Origin of the sequence: Polaromonas jejuensis NBRC 106434 (genome assembly GCF_001598235.1) — a bacterium.
Lineage (GTDB): Bacteria > Pseudomonadota > Gammaproteobacteria > Burkholderiales > Burkholderiaceae_C > Polaromonas > Polaromonas jejuensis.
The window spans coordinates 364,175-387,940 of record NZ_BCYO01000001.1; the positions used below are offsets into that span (position 1 = coordinate 364,175).

Genomic DNA, 23,766 nt, shown 5'->3' on the forward strand with positions numbered 1-23,766 from the left:
TATCGGTGTTTATCGGCCGCTCTTTGAGCGTTGATCGGGTGTTAGTCGGCGCTCTTGCTGGCGTTGGCGGCGTCCGCCGCCGGCTCGTTGACATCCACCGCAATCGAGATCGGGCCGGCCGCCATGTCGGACTCGCCGTCGTCGTCTTCCTCTTCATTCTCCATGGCGGCTTCCCCATCCGGGGCCACATCCAGACGCTCGATCACCGTGGACGAAATGTCCAGCGTGATCTCGTCAATCGCCCCCAGCCGGATGCGCACCTTGGCGCCGCGCGGCAGTCCTTGCGCGCCCAGTGCCGGCAGCACCAGCGGCAGCTCGTCGGCGCGCACCAGGTTGTCCTTGAAGGCCGTGGCCGTCAGCTCGGTGATGCCGTTTTGCTGCAGGTATTTGAGCGTCCAGTAGCGCTCCATGCCGGCCTGAAAACCGTGGTAGGCGCTATGGGCGGCGTCAAAACCCGAGATGATGGAAAAGAGTTCCGCGTCCTTGGGCTTGAAAGGCGCGGCCAGCGCGGCGGTGCGGCCATGGCGCGCGCAGGCAATGATTTGCCACTGGTTGACCAGGTCGGTGTAGCGGCGCAGCGGCGAGGTGCTCCAGGCATAGCTGGGCACGCCAATGCCCGCATGCGGCAAGGCCTTGGTGCCCATGCGCACCTTCACGCCCGGCGCCAGGCTGGCCTGGCTGCGGTAGATGCCGGGCACGCCATGCTCGGCCAGCCATTGGCCCCAGGTGCTGTTGGCCAGGATCATGGCCTCGGCCACGATCAGGTCCAGCGGCGCGCCACGCTGGCGCACGCTGATGCTGACCGTTTCTTCGCCCTGGGGCTCCTGGCCGGAGGGGTTGTCCAGCTTGAAGTTGTAGTCGGGCCGGTGGAAGGTCTCGGGCTTGCCGCGCACGACTTCGCGCTGGGCCTTGAGGTGCCTGGCCAGGCGGTGCAAATAGGACAGCTCCACGCTCCACTGGACTTCGGTGGGCGGCGTGGCCTGGGCGGCCTCAAAAAAGGCCTCGGTGAAGAGGCTGTCCAGCTTGTCGTGGCGCAGATTGCTGACGATGGGCACCTGCTCCAGCCGGGTGACACGCTGCTTGATCTCGAAGCTGGCTTCGTCCAGCGTCAGGTACAGGGAGAGGGCCGGGCAATTGCGGCCTTCCAGCAAGGTGTAGGTCTGCACGATGTCATCGGGCAGCATGGTCACCTTGTAGCCCGGCATGTACACCGTGGACAGGCGCGCGCGGCCGACCGCATCGATGGCGCTGCCCGGCAGCACGACCAGGCCCGGCGCCGCAATGTGGATGCCCAGGGTGACGGTGCCGCTGCCCAGGCCTTGTAGCGACAGGGCATCATCGATTTCCGTGGTGCTGGAGTCGTCGATGGAAAACGCCTTCACGTCGGCCAGCGGCAGGTCGTCCTTGATTTCGGGCGCCTGCAGCGCCGGAAAGCCCGTGCCCTTGGGGAAGTTTTCAAACAGGAAGCGCTTCCAGTGGAACTGGTAGGGCGAGGCGATGGCGCCGGCTTTTTGCAGCAGCTCCAGCGGCGCACTGTGGGTGGCGCGCGAGGCCTCGACCACGGCCTTGTATTCGGGGCTGTTTTTGTCGGGCTTGAACAGGATTTTGTAGAGCTGCTCGCGCACCGGTGCCGGGCATTGGCCCTGCGCCAGTTCTTCGGCCCAGGCGCTGATCTGCGCGACGAGCTGCTTCTTTTTTTCGATGGCGGCCAGGGCCTGCTGCAGGATCTCCGCCGGTGCCTTTTTGAAGCGGCCCTTGCCGGCGCGCCGGAAATAGTGGGGCGCCTCATAGAGGCGGAACAGGGCTGCCGCCTGCTGCGTCAGCGTGGCGTTGTCGGAAAAGTAGTCGCGGGCCAGGTCGGCAAAGCCGAACTCTTCTTCGCTGGCGAACTCCCAGGCCAGATCCAGCTCGATTTCTTCGCTCACTTTTTGCCCGGCGGCCACCAGTTCGGCGGGCGCGGGTTTTTCAAACTTGAGCAGGGCGTTGGCGCCCTTGACCTTGACGCGCTTGCCCGAGTCGAGCTCGACCTGCAGCGAGGCGTCGCTCTCCGACATGATCCGGCCGGCCAGAAATTTGCCAGCGTCTTCAAACAATACAAACAAAACGGAATCCCTCTAACGTCTTTGATGACTTGCGGCTAGTGTAATCAGGCAGCCTTCCTGCAGGCTTCTTCAGTCGTCAGGCCAGCGCCAGAAAGTCCAGGATCGCCGGCACATGCAGTTCGAAATCGCTCAGGGCGTGGTCGCCGCCTTCGAGCAGGCGCAGCTGCGCGCCGGCATAGCGGGCCGTCATTTCGCGCCAGTCCAGCACTTCATCGCCCTTGGCAATGACGGCCAGGTAGTTGTGCGGGGCCTTGAGCGGCCCGGCCTGCAGGGCGCGCAGCTCGTCGACAAAGCGAGGTTCAAAGAAAAAGTGCTCGTCAGGATTGTGCCAGGCGGTCTGTTCGCCGATGTGGCGGCTCAGGTCGCGCGCCGGGTCGACGGCCGGGTTGAGCAATACGGCCTTGCAGCCCAGGCGCTCGGCCACGGCGGTGGCGTAAAAGCCGCCCAGCGAGGAGCCCATCACGGCCAGGCTTTCAAAGCCGGCTTCCCGCGGCCAATGGGCGACGCCGTCCATGATCTGCCGCATAGCAAGGCGCGGCGAGGGCGGCAGTGGCGGGCACCACCAGCGCACCGCGGGGTGGCGCTGCTGCACGAGGGCGGCCATTTTTTGCGCCTTGGCGGACAGCGGCGAGGAACGAAATCCGTGCAGGTAGAGCAGGTGAGTGGTGCGCATGCCGCCATCATACGAACGGGAGGACGTAAAAAAGCCCCGCAGGCCGGAAGGCCTGCGGGGCTTTGAGAGTTCGGCAGTGTTCTATCGTCTGGACAAGCCTTATCGCCTTAAGCCTGTGAAGGTCCCGGCGGGGGTTGTGTAAGTAGCCGCCACTTGACTGGTCAGGAAGTCTAACGTTCCGGTGGTGCTGCCATTTATGCCTGCTAAAGTGAAGGCACCGGTTGCCAGGTTGGTAAAGCTCAAAGTGCAAGCTGTCGCCGCACCACCTTGGGTACAAGTGCCGAGGCCGTTGGCGCCAACGTTCAGCGTAGCCGATTGGGACAACACAGAGCTTGTCAAGTCCCATGTACTTTGATACGAAGCTGCAGTGAGCGTCAATGGCACATTCACATCAACGGTGGGCAGCCCCAGTTGAGTTAACAGCGCATTGGTTGCCGGCAGATTAAGCCTTGCAGAGTTGGTGGTGCCAAGGTTGTTTTTATATCCAAGGTGAATCTTGCCGCCACGTTCCACGAACACGCGCTGGTAACCCAGCCCAGTTGCGATCAGCGGCGGATTGCTCAGCGTCATGACGCGTGCGTCGCCCTGGGTGGTGATGGTGTACGAACCCGTGCCGATCGCGGTGCAGTTGCGCGGCGAGCCGCTGTTAATAAAGCGCTCCTTGCACGAGTAGTAAGTGACCGGGTTGGTGCCGGTGCCCTTGAAGGCCACGCGAAGTCTGGTGTTGCCGCTGTAGTAGCCCGGAGCCGTCGCGCCTGTGCCGACTGGAGCCGTTCCAAGCGTGCCGATGCCCACGGTGCTGTTGCTCCATGCCTCGTCGACCGGGTCGGGGCTGGTGTACAGCTGGGTGTTGTACGTGAAACTGCCTTGGGGAAAAATGCAGGGCGTACCCGTCATGGCCGCGATCATGCTCTCCAGCGTGACGCTGGCAGTGCCGTTGGTGTTGTTGAATTCGGTGGAGTTACAACCCACGCCAGCTGGCTGCGAGCTGGCAACACCACCGGCAGAGACTGCGGCGCTGTACTGGTTTAGCAGGTTACCGCTTCCGGGGTAGTAGGCGAGCGCCGTGCTCTGGCTTGTGCTTGATTGGTAGAACAGTTTGGAGCCGGTCGGGAACGTGGCTGTACCCAGTGCAGTGCTAGGGTTGCTGATAGTAAGATTTTGGTAACCGGCCGCATTGACTTGGTTATAGACTTCCAGCATGGTACGGCCAGCAATGTCGAACGAGGCGCGGTTTGATGTGCCCGTTTCATTGTTGTCGCAATCGTTGTACGTGGAGTTGCCCTGGGCATTGCGCACAGTGTTTAAGTTTTCGAAGTTCAAGGCGCAGCCAACCCAGGCCGAACCATTGAAGTGCAGATCGGACTGGCGGGCGGGGTTGCCGCCAATGTTCGTCCAGGCGGCTGTTTGACCGTTTTGGGTACTGTAGCGGCGTTGTACTGACCGCTGGAAGCCGGATGCATCTGGCGTAGCCTGGGCCAAGGTCGATACGAAGACGCGGCTAACCCAGTTATTGACATCAGTAAAGTTAAGCAATCTCAGATTGGCCCCGGCCGTTGGAACATCGGCTACAACGGTGGCCGTCGGGGCGGTCTGGTTATTGATCGCGACCAGCGTGGCGACCGATGCAGTCGTCAGACCCGTGCTTGGGCTGGCCACCAGCGCATTTGCCTGGGCCAATAAGGCAGCTTCCTTGGCTGCCGGCGTGGTGGCGGCCTGAACGCTGGGGTCGGCCAGGGCGGTCAGCAGCGCCGGCAGAATTTCAAGAAGCTTGTTCTGGATGATCTTGTCCAGATCGGCCTGCTTGATCACCGCGCCATCAATGGCGGTGGTGCCAACGGTACTGCTCAGCGTGCTGGCTTGTTGCTGGGTGGTTACGACCACCATGCGCGCCACCGTGCCGGCGGCCTGGCTGTCGGCGGTGGTGCCCTTGCTGTAGTCTTCAAACAGCGAAACGTTGATGCCGGTTTGCGCTTTGACAGACGCTTCAGCTTGGGCACTGGTGGCCCCGGTGCTGGCGATCTGGCTTTGAACCAGGGTGGTGAGCGGACTGACCACGGCGGGTTTGTCGGCCGGGGCCTGCATGGTGAAGCGGGTCGTGACGGGGCCGTATTTGGCATCGACCGCGTCTGTACCAACCACCGCGAGAATGGGGTATTTACCCACATCTTCCGTGGGCACCTGGAGGGTGACATTGCCCGCGGCGTCTGTCTTGCCGGAGGGTTCGCCGGCATCGCAAATACCATTGAGGTTTTTGTCTAGGCAGACTGTTGCGTTTCCGATCGCGTCGTCGACTACGGTAACGGGCACGCCGGTAGTACCCGCCGTTGGTGTGCCGCCACCAGAACCACCACCGCCACACCCGGCCAATGCCAGCATGGCGGCACTTGCCAAGGCAAGTGCCAGCTTTCGAGGTTGCAAAGTCATACGCATGTGAAGCTCCCAAAGAGATGAAGTGAAACGGCCCGGAAATCGATCTGGTTTTCCTGTAACAACAATAGTGACACATGTGACAAATTGCATCCCATAAATAGGGGAGGTAAAGGATGCCGGAGCCTGTTGTGGTAAAAATCACACGAAATCCCGGAGAGCCCATTTTTTGAAACTCCCATGTTCATGGGATCAGGGCGGCTGCTTTTTGGCGCCAACTGCCGATATGCTTGCCTCACGCCAGTTAAGGCCTTTTGACTGACGCAAGAACAGGGGGGGCTGTGTGGCGTGTATTGATTGTTGAAGACGATGCGCAGATGCGTGAGTTTTTTGCGGCGAGCGTGTCGCGCTGCGATCGGCTGGAGCTGGCGGCCAGCGTGGGCACGCTGGCCGAGGCGCGGGCCTGGCTGGACGACCCGGCCAACGCCGTCGATGTGCTGCTGACCGATCTGGGTTTGCCCGATGGCAGCGGGCTGGACGTGATCCGCCACGCCACCGGTCTGCATCCGGCTTGCGAGCCGCTGGTGATCTCGATGTTTGGCGACGAAGATAACGTGCTGGCCAGCATTGAAGCCGGTGCGCTGGGCTACATCCACAAGGATTCAACACCCGACGATATTGCCCTCACCATTCTGGAGATGAAGGGCGGCGCCTCGCCGATTTCCCCCATGATCGCGCGGCGGGTTTTGTCCAAGTACCGTTCTGATCGCCGACAGCAAGGCAGGGATCGTACAGCCATGGAACAAGCACCGATAGCCATCAAGAGCGAAGCGGTCGAAAATATTGACATCGTGACGCGGCGCGGCTTGTTATCGCCACGCGAGCAGGAAGTTCTGGCCTTGATCGCCCGCGGCTTTTCCTACGCGGAAATCGCGCGCTTGCAGGGGCTGAGCGTGCACACCGTGCAGACGCATATCAAAAACCTCTATGGGAAACTGTCCGTGCATTCCAAGAGCGAGGCGGTGTTTGAAGCCACGCGCATGGGTTTTCTGTCCCGACATGACTGATAAAGGCATTCGACCGGGCGTTCGATGCACGGCGTAGGGCTTCGCTAAGATGCGCTTCTCCCTGAAGCATTGCTGTCTTTTAAAATGTCTGTTTCTTTGCTGTTGCGCGCTGATGTTTGCCGGTCTGGCCGTGTCGGCGCAAGCGTGGGTGACGGTTCAGGGCCAGACCACGCGCGAGACGGTCAGCCTGCCCTACCATTGAGAACGCCATTGCGCGGGCCTGGCTGGTGAGGCGACTTTTGAGCAGCCGTTCGAGCTGGCAGAGGCGCCGACGGCGCCCTTAAGTAGGTATAAGCAGGTATCCTCGCCCCATGCATTGGCTGACCCTGCGATTTTTGGATCCCGGCCTGGAACGCGCGTTCGCAGAGTCGTTCTTGCCACGGGTACTGCGTCAGGGCCAGATCGCGGTGTGGATGGGCATGTTGGTCTATGTGACGCATGGCCTCTTGTTGGACTGGCAATCGCCCGCGCTGGCGTCCGCACAGCCGCTCGGTGGTTTGTGGGGCATGCGATGGACTGCCATGCTGGTTCCCGTGCTGGTGTTGGTGGTGTGTCGCACGCGGTGGTTCGCCCCGCACTGCCACCTGTGGCTGTCGTCGGTCGGGTTTGCGGCCGGCTGGGGCCTCACTGCCATGCAAACCCAGGTGACGGAGCAGCATGCAGTGGCGTTTTACCCGCTGATGGTGGAAGTGGCGTTTTACACCTACAACTTTGTCGGGGCTCGCTTCATCTACGCACTCGGTGTCGACCTGACGCTTCTGGCGGTGTACAACGTGGTTTTCGGCTTCCTGTTTCCCTACCCGGCGCGGGAACTCCTGGGGCACGATTTCTTTCTCTTCTCAGCCAATCTGATCGGTGGCACGGCAGGCTATCTGGCGGAGCGCCAACGGCGGCGGCTTTTTTTGCAGACGCAAGAGCTCGCGCGCACGCAGGCCCGCATGCGCGAAAGCGAGGCGGCGCAGGCCCGCGCCCGCATCTTGCGTGACATGCACGACGGCGTGGGTTCGCACATCAGCACGGCTATCCGGCAGCTGGAATCCGGACGGGCGACCCAGGACGACGTACTGCACACCCTGCGCGATTCGCTGGACCAGCTCAAGCTGTCGATCGATGCCATGAATCTGCCGCAGGGCGACATCACGGCCCTGCTGGCCAATCTTCGCTATCGGCTGGAGCCGCGCCTGGCTGCATCCGACATCGAGCTGCAGTGGGGCGTGGACCTGCTGGAGCCGATAGAGCGCCTGGATGCACAGGCCATGAGGCAGCTGCAATTCATGGTGTTGGAGGCGCTGTCCAATGTATTGCAGCATGCCCAGGCCAGCGTGCTGCGCATCGAGGCGGCGATGACACCCCGGGGCATCCGGCTGCGCCTGGTGGACAATGGCCATGGCTTTGATGTGATGGTCCCGCTGCGCAAGGGCCTGCAGTCAATGCGCGAGCGGGCCCAGGCGATTGGCGCCACGCTGTCGCTGCACAGCGCGCCGGGGCGCACGGTGGTCGAAATCCTGATTCCCTGAGGCTCCGGCCCCGGCGCAGCGCGCGGGATAATAGCGCATGACCGCCGTTTTCGACAAACCTTCGCTGTATCGGCGAACCCTTCCCCTGCTGCAAGGCTTTGATGGCCTGCTGGCTTTTGCGGTGTTTCTGCTGGCCTGCGCCGGCCTGTTGATCATGTATTCGTCGGGCTACGACCATGGCACCCGGTTTTACGACCATGGCCGCAACATGCTGATCGCGGGGGCCATCATGTTTGTGGTGGCGCAGATCCCGCCGCAGCGCCTGATGACCCTTGCCGTGCCCTTGTACGTGGTGGGGGTGACCCTGCTGGTGGCGGTGGCCGTTTTTGGCATCACCAAGAAGGGGGCCAAGCGCTGGCTCAACGTCGGGGTGGTGATCCAGCCCAGTGAAATCCTCAAAATCGCGATGCCGCTGATGCTGGCCTGGTGGTTCCAGAGGCGCGAAGGCCAGTTGCGGCCGCTGGATTTTCTGGCCGCGCTGATGTTGCTGGTGGTGCCTGTCGGGCTGATCATGAAGCAACCCGATCTGGGCACCTCCTTGCTGGTGCTGGCGGCGGGCCTGGCGGTCATTTTCTTTGCCGGCCTGAGCTGGCGGCTGATTGTGCCGCCCGTGCTGCTGGGCCTGGTGGGCGTTTTTCTGGTAGTGTGGTTTGAGCCGCAGCTGTGTGCCGACGGCATGCGCTGGCCCATCCTGCACGACTACCAGCAGCAGCGCATCTGTACCTTGCTGGATCCGTCACGCGACCCGCTGGGCAAGGGCTTTCACATCATTCAGGGCATGATTGCGATCGGCTCGGGCGGTGTCTTCGGCAAGGGATTCATGGCCGGCACGCAAACGCATCTGGAGTTCATTCCCGAGCGCACGACCGACTTTATTTTTGCGGCCTTCTCCGAGGAGTTTGGCCTGATCGGCAACCTGCTGCTGATTGTCGGTTTCATCTTCCTCATCCTGCGCGGGCTGGCCATTGCGCTGGAGGCGGCGACGCTGTTTTCACGGCTGCTGGCCGGTGCGCTGACGTTGATTTTTTTCACCTACGCCTTCGTCAACATGGGCATGGTCAGCGGCATCCTGCCGGTGGTCGGTGTTCCGCTGCCCTTCATCAGCTACGGCGGAACGGCCATGGTGACGCTGGGGCTGGCCATCGGCATGCTGATGTCGATTGCCAAGGCCAGGCGCCTGGTGCAGACCTGAGGCCTTGCCGTGCGGCAAGCCACGGGGTAAAAGCGGTCTGGTCACTTGTTCAACGCTGAGTCCTGCCTTCAAGGAGCATCTTCATAGCTGGTAAATTTGAGCTCAAGAAATCCAGGAACGACAAGTATTACTTCAGCCTGCTGGCGGGCAACGGGCAGGCGATAGGCCAAAGCCGGATGTACTCCAGCGAAACGGCGCGCGACGGCGGCATCGAGTCGTGCAAAACCAATGGGCCGGGGGCTGCCGTCGTTGATTTGACGAGCTGAGCGGCTTTTCAGCGAAAAATCCTTTCGCATCGCGGCCCTGCCTGGATGGGTCGGGTGGCCTTGCCGCCGCAAGCCCAAGTCAGACTGCCTACAATCGGCGGATGACCTCACTCAAATCCGCTGTCGCGTCCGCTCGTCAAACCACCGTGGGAGCGAAGCCGCTGGCACGCCCCACCCATGAGTCCACCTCGCAGCGTCTGGTCATCGCGCAAAAACTCCTGCTGGAACCGTTTGGCCTCAATGATGCCGCCCTGAGCCGCGCCCTGGGCGAAATCACCTCCTACGGCGTGGATGACGCCGATCTGTATTTCCAGTACACCCGCAGCGAAGGCTGGAGCCTGGAAGAGGGCATCGTCAAGACCGGCTCCTTCAGCATCGACCAGGGGGTGGGCGTGCGCGCCGTCAGCGGCGAAAAAACCGCATTCGCCTATTCCGACGATATTTCCGAAGCCTCGCTGCTCGATGCCGCACGCACCGTGCGCAGCATCTCGGGGGCTGGCAAGGCCGGCCGGGTGAAAACGCCGGGCCGCAAAATTGCCAGCAGCCGCTCGCTCTACCAGGAGCTGGACCCGATTGCCACCCTGGGCAGCACGGCCAAGGTCAAGCTGCTTGAAAAAGTGGAAAAACTCGCCAAGGCCAGGGACCCGCGCATCGTGCAGGTGATGGCAGGTCTCGCCAGCGAGTACGACGTGGTGATGGTGGCGCGCGCCGACGGCACGCTGGCCGCCGATGTGCGTCCGCTGGTGCGCCTGAGCGTGACCGTGATTGCCGAGCAGAACGGCCGGCGCGAAGTCGGCTCCGGCGGTGGCGGCGGCCGTTTGGGCCTGGCGTATTTCGACGAAGCCCAGATCTCGCAGTATGTGGACGACGCGGTGAACGCGGCGCTGACCAATCTGGATGCCCGCCCGGCACCGGCCGGCGAAATGACCGTGGTGCTCGGCCCCGGCTGGCCCGGCATCCTGCTGCACGAGGCCATCGGTCACGGGCTGGAAGGCGATTTCAACCGCAAGGGCTCCAGCGCGTTTTCCGGCCGCATCGGCCAGCGCGTGGCCGCCAAGGGCGTGACGGTGCTGGACGACGGCACGATTGCCGACCGCCGCGGCTCGCTCAATGTGGACGACGAGGGCAACGCCAGCCAGCGCAATGTGCTGATTGAGGACGGCATCCTGAAGGGCTACATCCAGGATTCGCTCAATGCGCGCCTGATGAAGGTCAAACCCACCGGCAACGGCCGGCGCGAGAGCTATGCCCATGTGCCCATGCCGCGCATGACCAACACCTATATGCTGGGTGGCGACAAGGCGCCCGAGGAAATCGTGGCCAGCATGAAAAAAGGCCTGTATGCCACCAACTTTGGTGGCGGGCAGGTGGATATCACCTCGGGCAAGTTTGTGTTCTCGGCCAGCGAAGCTTTCTGGGTCGAAAACGGCAAGATCCAGTACCCCGTGAAGGGCGCCACGATTGTCGGCAATGGCCCGGATGTGCTGACCCGCATCACCATGATGGGCAATGACATGCAGCTGGACAGCGGTGTCGGCACCTGCGGCAAGGAAGGCCAGAGCGTGCCCGTAGGCGTCGGCCAGCCGACCTTGCGCATCGACGGCCTCACCGTGGGCGGCACCGCGTAAACCGGTGTTGAAAGCGGGGTGTTAAGGCCTCTTTTTGGACCTGTGCTACATTGCAACGTATGACTTCAGCGAAATTTTATTTCGGTTACTTTTGGTTCTCAAGCGCCACCGGCGGTAGAGAGATACTCGCGTAACCTGAAGAAACGCAACAAATCTCCAAAAACCGCCGGCGACCCGGCGGTTTTTTTTTGCCTCTTTGAATCCTGTTTGAGCCTGTATTGATTCCCTGAAATCTGAAATTTAAAAAGGAAACCTGCGATGAATGCCAAAGTGACCTCCTCCAGCCCTTCCAGCGACAGCTGGTATGCGAACGTTGAAAAGACCAGCCAGACCGACGACGAACGCATCAAGGACATCACCGTGTTACCCCCACCCGAGCATCTCATCCGTTTCTTCCCGATTCGCGGCACCGCCGTCGAGTCGCTGATTACCCACACCCGCAAGGGCATTCACAACATCATGGCTGGCAAGGATGACCGCCTGCTGGTGGTGATAGGCCCCTGTTCCATTCACGACCCCGCCGCCGCGCTGGAGTACGCACGCCGGCTGGTCGAGCAACGCAAGAAGTACGCCGGCACGCTGGAAATCGTGATGCGCGTCTACTTTGAAAAGCCGCGCACCACCGTCGGCTGGAAAGGGCTGATCAACGACCCTTACCTCGATGAAACCTTTCGCATCGATGAAGGCCTGCGCATCGCGCGCCAGTTGCTGATCGACATCAACCGCCTGGGCCTGCCGGCCGGCAGCGAGTTCCTGGATGTGATTTCGCCGCAGTACATCGGCGACCTGATCGCCTGGGGCGCGATTGGCGCCAGGACCACGGAAAGCCAGGTGCACCGCGAGCTGGCTTCCGGCCTCTCGGCCCCCATCGGCTTCAAGAACGGCACCGATGGCAACATCCGCATTGCCACCGATGCGATCCAGGCGGCGGCGCGCGGCCACCACTTCCTGTCGGTGCATAAAAACGGCCAGGTCGCGATTGTGCAGACCAACGGCAACAAGGACTGCCACGTGATTCTGCGCGGCGGCAAAACCCCCAATTACGATGCCGCCAGCGTCACCGCGGCCTGCAAGGAGCTCGAAGCGTCCAAGCTGCCGGCGACCCTGATGGTTGACTGCAGCCACGCCAACAGCTCCAAGCAGCATGAAAAGCAGGTCGACGTGGCGCGCGACATTGCCGGCCAGATTGCCGGCGGCTCGCGCCATGTGTTCGGCCTGATGGTGGAAAGCCATTTGCATGCGGGTGCGCAAAAATTCACGCCGGGCAAGGATGATGCCAAGGCGCTGGAATACGGCAAGAGCATCACCGATGCCTGTCTGGGCTGGGGTGATTCGCTGGCGGTGCTGGAGTCGCTGTCGGCCGCGGTGCTGGCGCGCCGGGCTAAAAAATAAAGCGCGCGGTGCTTGCGGGTTTGTGCGAATTGCCGCCAGGCCTGCCGGTCGCCGACCATGGGCTTCTCACCAGGAGCAGATCATGCGCAGCGAAGTCAGCGTGACATTCAAGGACCATCCGCCCGTGCGGCTGGATCTCAATGAAGTGCAGCCCATGCCGCACGACGTGGCAAGGGGCTGGCTCGATGAGGAGTTCACCCGTATGGGTTGCGAGCCGCTGAGGCCGACGGGCAAGCTGCTGATAGCCGACAAGGTGCTGGTGGTGGCCCAGGCCGCCGGACCCGCCAGGTTTGCCGATGCCCGCTGGGCCCAGGAGTTTGCCCGGGCCGCCAGCGCCGCGCTGGCCAAGCCGCTGGTGCATATCGATGTGGCGACGCTGAGCATCAGCTACTGATCCATCAGCGCGCCAGGATGGCGGCCTCAACGCCGGGTGGGGAGCGTGGCCGGCAAGTTATCGGGCGAGCTGGTTGAGCTGGATGATGGGCAGCAGCACGGCCAGCACGATCAGCATCACGATCAGACCCATCGCCACGATGAGCAGCGGCTCCAGCAGGGTGGCCAGTTGCATGGCGCGGCGCTGGACTTCCATGCCGAGCTGGCGTGCCGCACGGTCCAGCATCACCGGCAACTGGCCGGTTTGTTCGCCCAGACGGGCAAACATGCTGAGCAATCCGGGAAAGCGTTTCTTTTGTGCCAGTGCCGTGGCCAGGGGCGCACCTTCGCGCACCAGTACCAGGGCATCCAGCGCATCGGTGCGCATGGCACGGTTGGACAGAGTGTCGGCGGCGGCCTGCAAGGCCTTGAGAATCGGCACGCCGGCCGCGGCCAGCATGGCCAGGGTGCCGGCAAAGCGGGCCGCGTTGTAGCCGCGTGCGAGCTTGCCCAGCACCGGCAGGGTTAGCCATGTGGCATCAAATTTTTCACGAAATGTGGCGCTAGCCCAAGCCAGACGTGCACCACCAGCTATCAAAATAATAGTTAAAAGAATCAGCCAGCCCTGGTTGCGGACAAAGCTGGCCAGTCCCAGCATGATGACCGTGAGCAGGGGCAAGGCCCGCTTGCTGCCGGCAAACACCTCGGCTACCTGGGGCACCACATAACCGAGCAGAAACATCACGATGACAATAGCCACCAGCGTGACGATGGCGGGATAGAGCGCGGCACCCACTAGCTGGGCCTTGAGGGCCTGGCTCTGCTCCAGATCGTCGGCCAGGCGCTCCAGCACCAGTCCCAGGTTGCCGCTGTGCTCGCCCGCGCCCACGACGGCGCAGTAGGTGCTTGAGAACTCGCGTGGATGCTGGGCCAGCGCCGTGGCAAAGGCCGTGCCGCCATTGACTTCGGCGCGCAGGGCGGCTACCAGGTTGCGCAGGGGTTCGTTGTCGGCCTCGTCGGCCAGGGCGGTGAGTGCGCGTTCCAGGGGCAGGCCGGAGGACACCAGCCCGGCGATCTGGCGCGTCCAGATGGCCAGTGCGGTGGCGCTGAACACGCGCTGGCTCCACACATTGGTGTGCCAGCCGATGGCTGGGATGGATGAGGCGCCAGCGTTGCCCGCGCCCACGGCTTCCACCGTCAGCGGCACCAGGGCCTGCGCCCGCAACATGCTGCGCGCGGTTCGCGCGGTGTCGGCCTCGACGATGCCCCTGCGGGTGGCGCCTTCGGCGGTCAGTGCTTCAAATGAATAGGCGGGCATGGTTGTCTCGTTATGCGGCCTGTTTTCCGACGGCCATCGGCCGCAGCGCCGGGCCGCCCCAAGCAAGGCCAGCCCCCTCGGGGGGCAGCGCAGTACACGAAGTGACAAGCGTGGGGGTCATGTCTAGTCGCGCGTCACCCGCACCAGTTCTTCGCGCGAAGTGATGCCGCTTCGCACCAGCCGTTCGCCGTCGTCCCGCATCAGCGTCATGCCGTTTTGCAGGGCCGCGGCGCGCAGCTCGGCTTCGGGCGCCTGGTGGTGAATTTGCGCCCGGATGGTGTCGTTGGTGGCCAGCAGTTCAAACACGCCGGTGCGGCCCTGGTAGCCGGTTTGCCCGCAGGTGGCGCAACCGGCGCCGGCGCAATGCACACACAGCTTGCGCACCAGGCGCTGCGCCAGCACGCCCAGCAGCGATGAGCTGAGCAAAAACGGCTCAATGCCCATGTCGGTGAGGCGTGTCACGGCGCTGGCCGCGTCGTTGGTGTGCAGCGTGGCCAGCACCAGGTGGCCGGTGAGCGAGGCCTGGATGGCGATCTGTGCGGTCTCGAAGTCGCGGATTTCGCCGATCATGATCACGTCCGGGTCCTGGCGCAGGATGGCGCGCAAGGCCTTGGCGAAGTTCAGGTCGATCTTGGCGTTGACCTGGGTCTGGCCGACGCCGGCCAGTTCGTACTCGATCGGGTCTTCCACCGTCATGATGTTCTGGCGCCGGGTGTCCAGCCGTTCCATCGCCGCATACAGCGTGGTGGTCTTGCCGGAGCCCGTGGGGCCGGTCACCAGAATGATGCCGTGGGGCTGCGCCACCAGATGCTCGAAGCGGGCGAGCACATCGCCCTGCATGCCGACGGCCTCCAGGCTCAGGCGGTCACCGCTCTTGTCGAGCAGGCGCAGCACGGCGCGCTCGCCATGGGCGCTGGGCAGGGTGCTGACGCGCACATCCACCGCCCGGGTGCCGATGCGCAGGGAAATGCGGCCGTCCTGCGGCAGGCGCTTCTCGGCGATGTCGAGTTCGGCCATGATCTTCAGGCGCGAAATCAGCGCGGCGTGCAGCGCGCGGTTGGGCTGCACCACATTGCGCAGGGAGCCATCGACCCGGAAACGCACGCTGGAGTGGCGCTCGTAGGGCTCGATGTGGATGTCGCTGGCGCCGTCGCGCGCGGCCTGGGTCAGCAGGGCGTTGAGCATGCGGATGATGGGGGCATCATCCGAGGTCTCGAGCAAGTCCTCGATGGCCGGCAGCGCCTGCATCATGCGCGACAGGTCCACATCGCTTTCGACTTCGCTGATCACCGTGGCGGCGCTGGATTCGCTTTGTGCATAGGCGGCGCTGATGCGCTGCTGCAGCAGCTCGGACGCTTCGGTCATGACCTGATGGACCTCGAACTTGCGCAGCACTTCGCTCACGGCGCCACTGCCGCCCAGGGTATGGAGCCACAAGGTGAGTTCGCCGCCGCGCTCTTCGAGCAGCAACTGCTGGCTGCGCGCAAACGCATAGGGCAGCGGGTAGCGTGCGGGCTGTTGCATGTTCATCGGCCGGTGTCGGATCCGTTCGTCGCGCGGTTGACGGGTTGTTCCGGCTGGACGGGGTTGACGACGGCCTCCGGTGGCTGGGGCGTCAGGTTCATGGTGTTGCCCGCGGCCGGCATGACCGGCGATCCATTGACCGGCACCAGGGTGCTGGGCGGTGGCTGCCCCTGCTGCTGCTGGGTGCGCATGGACTCATAACGGTCCAGAGACAGGGCGTTGGTGGCGGCCGCATCCCGCACCACGACCGGACGCAGGAACACCATCAGATTGGATTTTTTTCGGCTGCGGCTCTCGGACTTGAAGAGGTTGCCAAACAGCGGCACATCGCCCAGTCCCGGCACCTTGTCCTCATTGCCCGCGTACTCGTCCCGCAGCAGACCGCCCAGCACAATGATAGAGCCGTCCTCCACCAGCACGTTGGACTCGATGGAGCGTTTGTTGGTGATCAGGCCGCTGGCCGAATTCACGGAGGCCGGATCCACGCTGGAGACCTCCTGGAAGATGGCCATCTTGACCGTGCCGTTTTCGCTGATCTGTGGCTTGACCCGCAAGGTCAGGCCGACGTCCTTGCGCTCAATGGTCTGGAAGGGATTCACGCTGCCACTGCTGGAGCCGCTGCCGGTATTGGTGAACTGTCCGGTCACGAAGGGCACATTCTGGCCGATGACGATTTTCGCCTCTTCGTTGTCCAGCGTCAGCAGGTTGGGGGTGGACAGGATGTTGCCGGCGCCCGAGGTTTGCAGGAAGTTCGCCAGAAAGCCGAGGAAGTACACGCCGTTGCTGCGCGCGGCCACGCCGAGGTTGATACCCGCGCCAGGCAGGACCTTGCCACCGGCCTGCGTCGACAACTGCAGGAGGTTTTTGCCGTTGCTGCCAAAGTTGGTACCCAGCAGGCCGATGAGGGCATCGCCCTTGCCGCCGATCGGGCCTTGCCACTGGATACCGAACTCGGCTGCCTTGTCCATGTTGACTTCGGCAATCAGGCTTTCCACATAGACCTGGGCACGTCGGGAATCAAGTTTTTCAATGACGGCGCGCAGTTGCCGGTACTGCGGCTCGGAGGCGGTGATGATGAGCGAGTTGGTGGCGGGGTCCGCCTGTATTTGCCCACCCGTAGAGGGCCCGGCGCTGGGCGTGATGGGGGCGGTCGCCGCATAGCTGGCGGGCGTGCCGCCCATGCCACCCGAAGTGGATGGCGGCGTGCCGGGACTGAAGGCGGCGCCGCTCGGGCTGCCGGCGGAGGTCCCGGTCAGCGCGGCGCGCAGCACGGTGGCCAGTTTGGTGGCATCGGCGTTTTTCAGGTAGACCACATAGATGTTGCCGGCGGCGCCGTTGGGCCCGTTGAGCGAGGGTTGGTCCAGGTTGTTGATCAGCGTCTTCACCTGGTTCAGCCGCGTCGGATTGCCGGCCCGCACGATCAGCGCGTTGCTGCGGGGCTCGGCGATGACCGTGGTTTTGTAGCTGGCTTCGGCCGCCGGGGTGGCGCTTGCGTTGTTGTCGAGCAGTCGCATCACCAGCGGCGCCAGGTCGGTGACGGCGACGTGCCGCACCGGGATGATTTCCACATCGGTGGCATTGGCCACGTCCAGGGCGGCAATGATGCGGCCCAGGCGATTCAGGTTGTCGGCGTAGTCGGTGATCACCAGCGAGTTGTTGCCGGGATTGACGTTGATGGTGTTGTTGGGGCTGATCAGCGGCCGCAGTATGGGCAGCAGATTGTTGGCATTTTCGAAGTTCAGCTTGAAGATGGTGGTGGCAATTTGCCCGCCGGTGGCCGGCTCACCCGCGGTGACGGCGCCGCCTTGCAGCTTGGCATCGGCCTCCGGAATGATCTTGTCGAGGCCCGCTGCGTTCACGGCCGTGTAGCCCTGCAGGCGAAGGACGGCCAGAAACTGCTTGTAGGCCGTGGCCGGCGACACCGCTTGCTCCGTGGTCAGGGTGATCGTGCCTTTCACGCGCGGATCGACCACCACATTGCGTCCGGTGAGGGTGGCCATGGTGCGCGCCACGGACTCAATGTCGGCGTTGACAAAATTCAGGGTGATGGCTTCGCCCCGCTTGGGGGCGTGAGCGGTTGTCTGGGCCTTCAGATTCAAGGGAAAAAGGCCTGTTGCCCCCATCATTAAAGCGCATCCAGCTATTAAAGTGATAGTGGATTGCCTGGGTTTGGAGAGCTGAAGTTGCATGCGAAATTAACCCACTTTGATGATGGCGCGCGCGCCATTGCGCCGTCCGATGATGTTCAGGAGATTGGAGAGCGCTTCGATACTTTCGGGCGTGGCGCTGGCCGCGCCGTCAAAGCGCAGCCGCTGGCCGACCCATTGGCCCTGGCCTGTGAGTTGCAGGCGGCCTTCCAGCGTCTCCAGCTTCAGGGTCGAGGTGGCTCCGCCCAGCAAGGTGAAGCGGTAACTGCCCAAGGGCTGCAGCGTCGACAGCCGCGATGACATCTGCGTGGCATCGAGCTGCATCCGGCCTGACAGGCTGAGCCGCCCCTGGACCCATTCGGCTTGAAAACCTTGAGTCGAGGCGACGAGTTGCCCCTTGGGCTGGATAGTGTTCCAGGGCGTGCCCAGGCCGGCGAGCAGGTCCGCGGGCCACTCGGACTGGCCATTGGACAGCGCCAGCCGCAGGCCACCCCAGCCCGCCGGCATGAACTGGAGGTTCAGCGCTTTCGGTGTGCAGCAGTCGGCCATGACCTCTGCCGTCACGCCGCGCCAGGTGGGGTGAATGCGCCATGCCAGCTGGCTGGGCAGGGTCATGGCGTCGTGGCTGCCCTCACCGCCCGACAGCACCAGTTGCGCCGAGCCTTGCCAGACGCTGCCGCGGGGCGCCAGCAGGCGGACCCTGTCATCCGTGACCTGTTGCACCGCAGCGGCCAGCCAGCGCGCCGGGGCAAACACCACCACGGCCAGCACCAGCCCGACCATGCTCCCCGCCATGGCCGAACCCCAGGGGATGGCCGAAGTGTGGACGGGACGGTGACGGGTGGCTTGCATGGGGTGAATCGGTTCTGGTCAGCGCGCGGGCAGGCTCATAAACAGCACGCCGCTCCAGGTGGCAGGGTCGGCGGCGCTGCGTGTCAACCGGGCTTCCAGCGGCACCGACCGGGCATTGAGCCGTCCCTGCGCTAGCCACTGGGCCAACGCATCCGCCGGCACGCCTTGCACCGTGATGCTGGCGCGTTCTCCCGCCACACTGACTTGTGCCGCAGTCCCCAGTGTTTGTTTGGTGGCGGTAGTCAGCGCCCGCAGCGTGTCGTCAAAGCCCAGCACGGGCTGCTTCTGCAAGGCTTGCGCCTGGGCTTGCATGGCCTGCATTTGCGCGAGCTGGGTATCGAGTGCTTTTGCCTGTGCATCGGCCGTGCGCAGGGTGACCAGCGCGGGGGCTAGCAGCCATTGCCAGACCAGCGCGCCCAGCACCAGCACGGTGGCCAGCCGCAGCAGGTTTTTCTCCCGGCTGGCGAGCCGGTCCCAGCGTCGCTGCAGGGCTGGCAAGGTGGTGGACACATTCATGGCCGGCGCGTCTCCTCTTTCAGGATGAGGGTGTCGCCTTCCAGCCGGGCGGCGTAGCCCCGCGCCTGCAAACGGGCCGGGACGTCGGTCATTCCCGTGGCGGCCATTTCCAGGCCTTTGAGCCGGAGTTCGCCGGCGGCGAATTCAATCGCGGAGGGCGCGCGGGCGTTGGGTGCGGCTTCCTGGTATTTGCCCAGCATGGTTTCCAGGTCGGCGGTCGAAGCGGTGCCGCTGCGGCGTTGCAGCTCGGCCAGTGAGCGGGCCATTTGCAGCGGGGCGTCCACCACCACGCGGACCTCGGGGAAGGTGGCGGTCAGGGTGTTGCGCAGGGCGGCACGGCGGGCCGTCAGCCCGGACAGTTCTTTCCAGGCCCAGGCCTGCAGGCCTATGACGTTGATGAGCACCAGGGCCAGCACGGCCCAGCGTGCCGCCCGCCATTGCGGCGCCCTCAGCAGTGTGGCGGCGATGGCGCCCACGCGTTTGCGGGTGCGCGCGCCGCGGGTCGACAGCAGATCAAACTGCGCCAGATCCCAGTCGGATTGGGCCGCCGCGAGCCAGCGCTGGGCAGGTGTCAGCAAGGTGGCTGGGCGCAGGAAGAATTGTTCAGCCAACGCTGCCACGGCGGGTTCGGCGACCACCTTGGCGCCGTCGGGCCAGGCGACCAGCGCCGCCGTGCTGGCCGACAGGGGCAGCACGATGACGCCTTCCGGGCTGGCCCGCATGAGCCGGGCGGCCTCGGGCGTGCCCGTCAGCTGCAGCGAGGCGCTGTCTGCCTGGTCTGCGGCGGTGGGGGCCAGTTCCGGCACGATGCGCGCGGCGGGGCGGCCGGCCTGTTCCAGGGCGGCGAGCCAGGCGCGCAGCCAGTCCCGGCTGCAGGCGGCCACCCAGACCGGGGCAGCCGAGCGGGCCTTGGGCTCGATCGCAAAATGCAATAGCGACGGCTCATCCAGCAGCCGGTCTTCCAGCAGCCCTTCAAGCACGGCCCGCAGGCGCAGCGCGCCGCCTTCCTGAAAGAATTTTTTATCGAGCGTGCCGCGGGGCAGCTCCAGCCGGTGCCAGGAAAGCCGGGACGCGGGAACCACGGCCACGGTTTCCACGCCTGGTGGCGCCGACAGCAGGGCCAGCGATGCGTCTATGCGCTGCGTGACCGTTCGCCCATCCTCCGTCAACACACCTTCACAGGGCGTGGTCGCTGTGGGGAGCGCCTCGGGAAGGGTGATGATCAGGGTGGTCATGTCCGTTGAGCGTCATTGTAAGGAAGGGTTATGGCGTTCCGGTGGGCCATGATCACGCCATAGGGTTTTCACTTCCAGGCCGTTGCGCTGCAGCACGGAACGCTCTTCCACCACGGCCTGCTCCTGCCGGAGCCGGCCGCGCACTTCAAAGAAATGGGTATCCACGCTGTGCTGGGCCGGGTTCAGCGGCTCGGCGGCATCGGTCACCAGTCTGGCGGCGTCGGTGAGGGTCTTGAAGTGACTGGTTTGCCGTGTGCTCACCATTCGCTGGGCCTGCGCCATGTCCAGCGAAGGGATGCAGGCAAAGAGCACGGTGGCGCTGGCGGTGTTGAGGTTCACCGTGGTGCGCGCCGGCAGCAGGGTGATATGAGGGCGCAGCGCTTGCAGCGTGGCGGGAGACAGGCCGAGCCAGACCAGCTGGTCGACCCGTTGCGGCAGCAATGGCGTCCGCGGGTCGGCCGTACCGCTGACGCTGCTGGCGGCCAGGGCGAGGCGCAGGTTTTCGGCCAGCGCGGTGAGTTCACCCGGCGGCAGGCCGAGCAGGTCGAACAGTTTGGCAAAGGCGTGCATGGCGGGCTCGGACACCTTGCCGTTGTCCACCAGATTGAACACGTTCAGGCGCGCCTGCAGGTCGCTGATCCAGCCCGACAAAAAAGCCTGCGGCAGGGTGTTGTCGCTGTCCGCGTTGTTGTTCTTGTCGGCGGCCAGAAAGGTGGACAGCCGGGCTTCTTCCAGGGGCACGGCCCAGGGTTCGGCCAGATGGTCGGCGCCGCCCGAGCGGGCATCCTCGCGCAGTATCAGGCGCGCCCAGTCGAGCGCACCCGTCAGCACCCAGAGTGCCTGCGCCCGCGAGCGCTCGGCGGCCTCGACCTCGGCACTGCGCCACTGCTGCCAGAGTGTCGCCGCGGCCAGACTGGCCACCAGAGCGACGGTCAGCATGGCCGTCAGCAGGGCGGCGCCCGCTTGGCCGGCGCAGAGAAAATCTCGCTTCATGAGCGTCCGCCCCCCAGGTTGGGTCGCATCCAGTCCTTGGTGAGGGTGCCGTGAATGGCTTCGCTCGCCGGCAGGGTGAGCACCAGGCGCACGCCGTCAGGCAGTGACAGGTCCGTGGCGGCTAATGGGCTCGGGGTGCTGCCGTCGCTGGAGAGGGGGTGCGTCCAGGCATTACCGCGAAAGTAAAACACCTGCCATTGGTCCAGCGTCGTGATGCGGACTTCATGGCGCTTGTCTTCGTCGCCGGGGTTTTGCGCCCATTGGGCGGCCCGGGCCCAGGCCGACTGCAATTCGCCCCGGGTGAAGGCCGGCGGCGACTGCCAGCGCAGCCACTGGCCGGTGCCGTCGATGTTGCGGCGCGCCCAGGCCACCACCAGCAGGCCGTTGCCCGGTGTTCCCGTGCTGCGCCGGGTGATGCGCAGGCCGCGTCCGTCCCAGTCGAGTGCCGGTGTGCCGGGCAATTGCACCAGGGCATCCAGGTCTGTACTCCATTGCGCCAGCCCGGCCTGCAGGGTCAGTACACCGTCGGCACGCTGCCGGGTTTGCGTCTGCGCCCGCACCATGCCGTCCAGACCGCGCCAGCTCAAGCCAGCCATCAGCGCCATCGCGGCAAGGGCTACCAGCAACTCGATGAGGGTGAAGCCCTGGTTTGCGTGCCAGGAAGATTTTTTTCCCATGAGCGCAGGCTTCTCCGCGGGAAAGGAGGCATGTGAGAGGGACGGCGTGGACCTCATGCCTCAGTACCGTCCCATCACTGTCGACAAGCCCAGCAGGCGCGCATCGCCATCCAGTACCTGCGCTTCGATCCGCAGGAAGTTGGGGTTGGGCGTGGGCTGCACCGACAGCCTGACTGCCAAATTGCGGCCGGCTTGTTCGCAGGGGGCGGTGTTGTCTCCCACCGCCGGCATTTGCTGGGACAGGCGCAGGTTGACCAGTGCATTTTCGGCGCATAGCTGGGCCAGCAGGATATCGGACTGACGCTCCGCGTTGCCGGTGAGCGCCGCCGTGGCCCGCATGCCGGCGGCCAGCGCCACCGCCACGATGCCGAGCGCCACCAGCACTTCGACCAGCGTGAAGCCCCGCGCCCCTGGGATTCGCCAGTTCGCGGTGTGCCTTTTCATTGCAGGGTTCATGGTGTGCCGGCCACCACCGAGAAGGGCCGCACCCCGTCGGTGGCGATCGTCAAACTGCGTGAGGGTTGCGAAATCGAGACAAGCCGGATCTGTTGCGGGCCAATGATGGGCTCAGGGCCCAGCACCACGGCCTCAGCGGTGGCTGCCTGCACATCAGCATCGAGCCATTTCAAAGGCGGTGTGGTGCCGTTCAGGCCGTCAAATGCAAAGCCCGTGGCCGTGGCTCGCCAGCGCACCGGACTGGCACTCATGCGCGACTGCGCACGGGCCGATTCCAGCAAGGCGGCCAGCCGTTGCGCCTCCCGTTCCAGCGAAGTCGCCGGCGCATCGCGCAGCGCCAATCCGACGCCGGCCGTGGCGATCGCCATGATGGCCACCACGATCAGCAATTCCAGCAGCGTGAAGCCGGCGCTGCGACGTGCCGGGAGCTGAGCGGAAGGCGTGGGGACTGATTTATTCCCAGCTGCCAATATCCGCATTTTTACCCTCGCCGCCAGCTTGCCCATCGGCACCGAAGGACAGCACATCGATTTCGCCCTTGACGCCGGGGTTCATGTATTGGTAGGGACGGCCCCAGGGATCGTTGGGCAATTTTTCCAGGTAGGGCTTCCAGTTGGAGGGAATGGGGCCGGTGGTGGGTTTGACCTTGAGGGCCTGCAGGCCCTGCTCGGCCGTGGGATAGCGCTGGTTGTCCAGTTTGTAGAGCTTGAGCGCCTGCATCAGGTTGTTGATGTCGGTGCGGGCGGCCGTGACACGGGCGTCGTCGGCGCGGTCCAGCACATTGGGCACGATCAACGCGGCCAGCACACCGATGATGACCAGCACCACCATCAACTCGATCAGGGTGAATCCGGCCAGGAGGCGACGCTGGAGGGATTGGCGTGCGGCGTGGTGTGGTGTGTTCATGGTCGCTTCAATGATAATCCAGCCATGATGACAACTGCTTACAGTCGCTGGCCAAGCCGCGTGGTGACGTTTGCCCTGTCCGCGCTGGTTGCCGTCAGTGCGGTGTATTGGGGGCTCAAGGGCTGGCGCACGGCGGCGCCCGCAGCCTTGCCGGTCGCGCTGGCCAGCACGCCGCCCCTCAATTCCCAGGCGGTGGCGCGTGCCTTGGGCGGGGGGCTGGCCTTGGCGCCCGTGGCCATAGGGGCACCGGCTGCCGGCACACGCTACGTGCTGACCGGCGTGGTGGCCGACCGTTCCCAGGGCGGCGCGGCCCTGATCTCGATCGACGGTAAAACGGCCAAGCCGTTTCGGGTCGGCGCTTTTGTGGATGGCCGGCTGTTGCTGCAATCGGTGGCAGGGCGCCGTGCGGTGCTGGCCACCGACCTGAACGCGCCCGCGGAAGTCACGCTGGAATTGCCAACCCTCGGCAAGTGATCCGGCGAGGTCTTCAAATTGCTATTTAAATGATAGCATTCGGTGCTTTATCAGAAAGGGCTTCAAGGTGTTTTATGCCAAGCAGCGTG

23 protein-coding genes are annotated in these 23,766 nt (G+C 64.2%); 8 read left to right on the forward strand and 15 right to left on the reverse strand.

The window, feature by feature from the left end:
• Nucleotides 1-41: 41 nt before the first annotated feature.
• The 3 genes from PJE01S_RS01630 to PJE01S_RS01640 all read right to left on the reverse strand — a co-directional run bounded on the left by PJE01S_RS01630 (nucleotide 42) and on the right by PJE01S_RS01640 (nucleotide 5,298).
• Nucleotides 42-2,102, reverse strand: coding sequence for a ribonuclease catalytic domain-containing protein (locus tag PJE01S_RS01630; RefSeq protein WP_157090188.1), 2,061 nt, complete (start codon nucleotides 2,100-2,102; stop codon nucleotides 42-44).
• A gap of 76 nt (nucleotides 2,103-2,178) precedes the next feature.
• Nucleotides 2,179-2,775, reverse strand: a complete 597-nt coding sequence (locus tag PJE01S_RS01635; RefSeq protein ID WP_068831381.1) for a YqiA/YcfP family alpha/beta fold hydrolase — start codon at nucleotides 2,773-2,775, stop codon at nucleotides 2,179-2,181.
• A 99-nt stretch (nucleotides 2,776-2,874) separates the two neighbouring features.
• Entirely contained in the window at nucleotides 2,875-5,298 is a 2,424-nt protein-coding gene (locus PJE01S_RS01640; RefSeq protein WP_157090189.1) for a hypothetical protein, read from the reverse strand.
• Nucleotides 5,299-5,522: 224 nt separating this feature from the next.
• On the opposite strand from PJE01S_RS01640, the gene PJE01S_RS01645 reads away from it, so the two are divergent.
• The 5 genes from PJE01S_RS01645 to tldD all read left to right on the forward strand — a co-directional run bounded on the left by PJE01S_RS01645 (nucleotide 5,523) and on the right by tldD (nucleotide 10,815).
• A complete protein-coding gene (locus PJE01S_RS01645) occupies nucleotides 5,523-6,212 on the forward strand; it encodes a LuxR C-terminal-related transcriptional regulator (protein WP_245660528.1) in 690 nt (229 codons plus the stop codon).
• Between the two features lie 311 nt (nucleotides 6,213-6,523).
• Entirely contained in the window at nucleotides 6,524-7,729 is a 1,206-nt protein-coding gene (locus PJE01S_RS01650; protein WP_068831384.1) for a sensor histidine kinase, read from the forward strand.
• Nucleotides 7,730-7,766: 37 nt separating this feature from the next.
• Nucleotides 7,767-8,921, forward strand: a complete 1,155-nt coding sequence (gene rodA / locus PJE01S_RS01655) for a rod shape-determining protein RodA (RefSeq protein ID WP_068831385.1) — start codon at nucleotides 7,767-7,769, stop codon at nucleotides 8,919-8,921.
• Between the two features lie 161 nt (nucleotides 8,922-9,082).
• Nucleotides 9,083-9,187 carry a YegP family protein gene (locus PJE01S_RS25820; RefSeq protein ID WP_245660551.1) on the forward strand — a complete coding sequence of 35 codons (105 nt, stop codon included), beginning with the start codon at nucleotides 9,083-9,085 and terminating at the stop codon, nucleotides 9,185-9,187.
• 101 nt (nucleotides 9,188-9,288) lie between these two features.
• Entirely contained in the window at nucleotides 9,289-10,815 is a 1,527-nt protein-coding gene (gene tldD / locus PJE01S_RS01660) for a metalloprotease TldD (protein ID WP_245660530.1), read from the forward strand.
• 98 nt (nucleotides 10,816-10,913) lie between these two features.
• Here tldD and PJE01S_RS24950 read toward each other — a convergent pair whose 3' ends face one another.
• Nucleotides 10,914-11,084, reverse strand: a complete 171-nt coding sequence (locus tag PJE01S_RS24950; RefSeq protein ID WP_157090191.1) for a hypothetical protein — start codon at nucleotides 11,082-11,084, stop codon at nucleotides 10,914-10,916.
• Between PJE01S_RS24950 and PJE01S_RS01665 the strand changes: the two genes are divergently transcribed.
• Together PJE01S_RS01665 and PJE01S_RS01670 are read left to right on the forward strand one after the other, a co-directional pair.
• Entirely contained in the window at nucleotides 11,074-12,207 is a 1,134-nt protein-coding gene (locus PJE01S_RS01665) for a 3-deoxy-7-phosphoheptulonate synthase (protein WP_068831386.1), read from the forward strand. The two genes, PJE01S_RS24950 and PJE01S_RS01665, sit on opposite strands and share 11 nt — an antisense overlap.
• A gap of 82 nt (nucleotides 12,208-12,289) precedes the next feature.
• On the forward strand, nucleotides 12,290-12,601 hold the full coding sequence (locus PJE01S_RS01670; RefSeq protein ID WP_068831387.1) for a hypothetical protein: 312 nt from the start codon (nucleotides 12,290-12,292) through the stop codon (nucleotides 12,599-12,601).
• A 57-nt stretch (nucleotides 12,602-12,658) separates the two neighbouring features.
• Here the strand turns inward: PJE01S_RS01670 and gspF are convergent, their stop codons facing one another.
• The 11 genes from gspF to gspG form a co-directional block, all read right to left on the reverse strand.
• Nucleotides 12,659-13,897 carry a type II secretion system inner membrane protein GspF gene (gene gspF, locus PJE01S_RS01675; protein WP_068831388.1) on the reverse strand — a complete coding sequence of 413 codons (1,239 nt, stop codon included), beginning with the start codon at nucleotides 13,895-13,897 and terminating at the stop codon, nucleotides 12,659-12,661.
• A 123-nt stretch (nucleotides 13,898-14,020) separates the two neighbouring features.
• Entirely contained in the window at nucleotides 14,021-15,421 is a 1,401-nt protein-coding gene (locus tag PJE01S_RS01680) for a GspE/PulE family protein (RefSeq protein ID WP_068831389.1), read from the reverse strand.
• Between the two features lie 2 nt (nucleotides 15,422-15,423).
• Entirely contained in the window at nucleotides 15,424-17,610 is a 2,187-nt protein-coding gene (gspD, locus tag PJE01S_RS01685) for a type II secretion system secretin GspD (protein WP_068831390.1), read from the reverse strand.
• 6 nt (nucleotides 17,611-17,616) lie between these two features.
• Nucleotides 17,617-18,420: a type II secretion system protein N gene (gene gspN / locus PJE01S_RS01690; RefSeq protein WP_068831391.1), complete on the reverse strand. Its 804-nt coding sequence runs from the start codon at nucleotides 18,418-18,420 to the stop codon at nucleotides 17,617-17,619.
• Nucleotides 18,421-18,438: 18 nt separating this feature from the next.
• Nucleotides 18,439-18,936, reverse strand: coding sequence for a type II secretion system protein M (locus PJE01S_RS01695; protein WP_068831392.1), 498 nt, complete (start codon nucleotides 18,934-18,936; stop codon nucleotides 18,439-18,441).
• Nucleotides 18,933-20,171 carry a type II secretion system protein GspL gene (gene gspL / locus PJE01S_RS01700; RefSeq protein ID WP_068831393.1) on the reverse strand — a complete coding sequence of 413 codons (1,239 nt, stop codon included), beginning with the start codon at nucleotides 20,169-20,171 and terminating at the stop codon, nucleotides 18,933-18,935. The genes PJE01S_RS01695 and gspL overlap by 4 nt, the downstream gene beginning before the upstream one ends.
• Before the next feature lie 12 nt (nucleotides 20,172-20,183).
• Nucleotides 20,184-21,164: a type II secretion system minor pseudopilin GspK gene (gene gspK, locus PJE01S_RS01705; RefSeq protein WP_068831394.1), complete on the reverse strand. Its 981-nt coding sequence runs from the start codon at nucleotides 21,162-21,164 to the stop codon at nucleotides 20,184-20,186.
• A complete protein-coding gene (locus PJE01S_RS01710) occupies nucleotides 21,161-21,841 on the reverse strand; it encodes a PulJ/GspJ family protein (protein WP_068831395.1) in 681 nt (226 codons plus the stop codon). Before PJE01S_RS01710 ends, gspK begins: the two co-directional genes overlap by 4 nt.
• Before the next feature lie 60 nt (nucleotides 21,842-21,901).
• Nucleotides 21,902-22,285: a type II secretion system minor pseudopilin GspI gene (gspI, locus tag PJE01S_RS01715; protein ID WP_068831396.1), complete on the reverse strand. Its 384-nt coding sequence runs from the start codon at nucleotides 22,283-22,285 to the stop codon at nucleotides 21,902-21,904.
• An 8-nt stretch (nucleotides 22,286-22,293) separates the two neighbouring features.
• Entirely contained in the window at nucleotides 22,294-22,776 is a 483-nt protein-coding gene (locus tag PJE01S_RS01720) for a prepilin-type N-terminal cleavage/methylation domain-containing protein (protein ID WP_084389297.1), read from the reverse strand.
• Complete coding sequence (gene gspG / locus PJE01S_RS01725) at nucleotides 22,751-23,203, reverse strand: type II secretion system major pseudopilin GspG (protein ID WP_068831398.1); 453 nt, start codon at nucleotides 23,201-23,203, stop codon at nucleotides 22,751-22,753. Before gspG ends, PJE01S_RS01720 begins: the two co-directional genes overlap by 26 nt.
• 24 nt (nucleotides 23,204-23,227) lie before the next feature.
• On the opposite strand from gspG, the gene PJE01S_RS01730 reads away from it, so the two are divergent.
• Entirely contained in the window at nucleotides 23,228-23,677 is a 450-nt protein-coding gene (locus PJE01S_RS01730; protein WP_084389298.1) for a hypothetical protein, read from the forward strand.
• The last annotated feature ends 89 nt before the right edge of the window (nucleotides 23,678-23,766 follow it).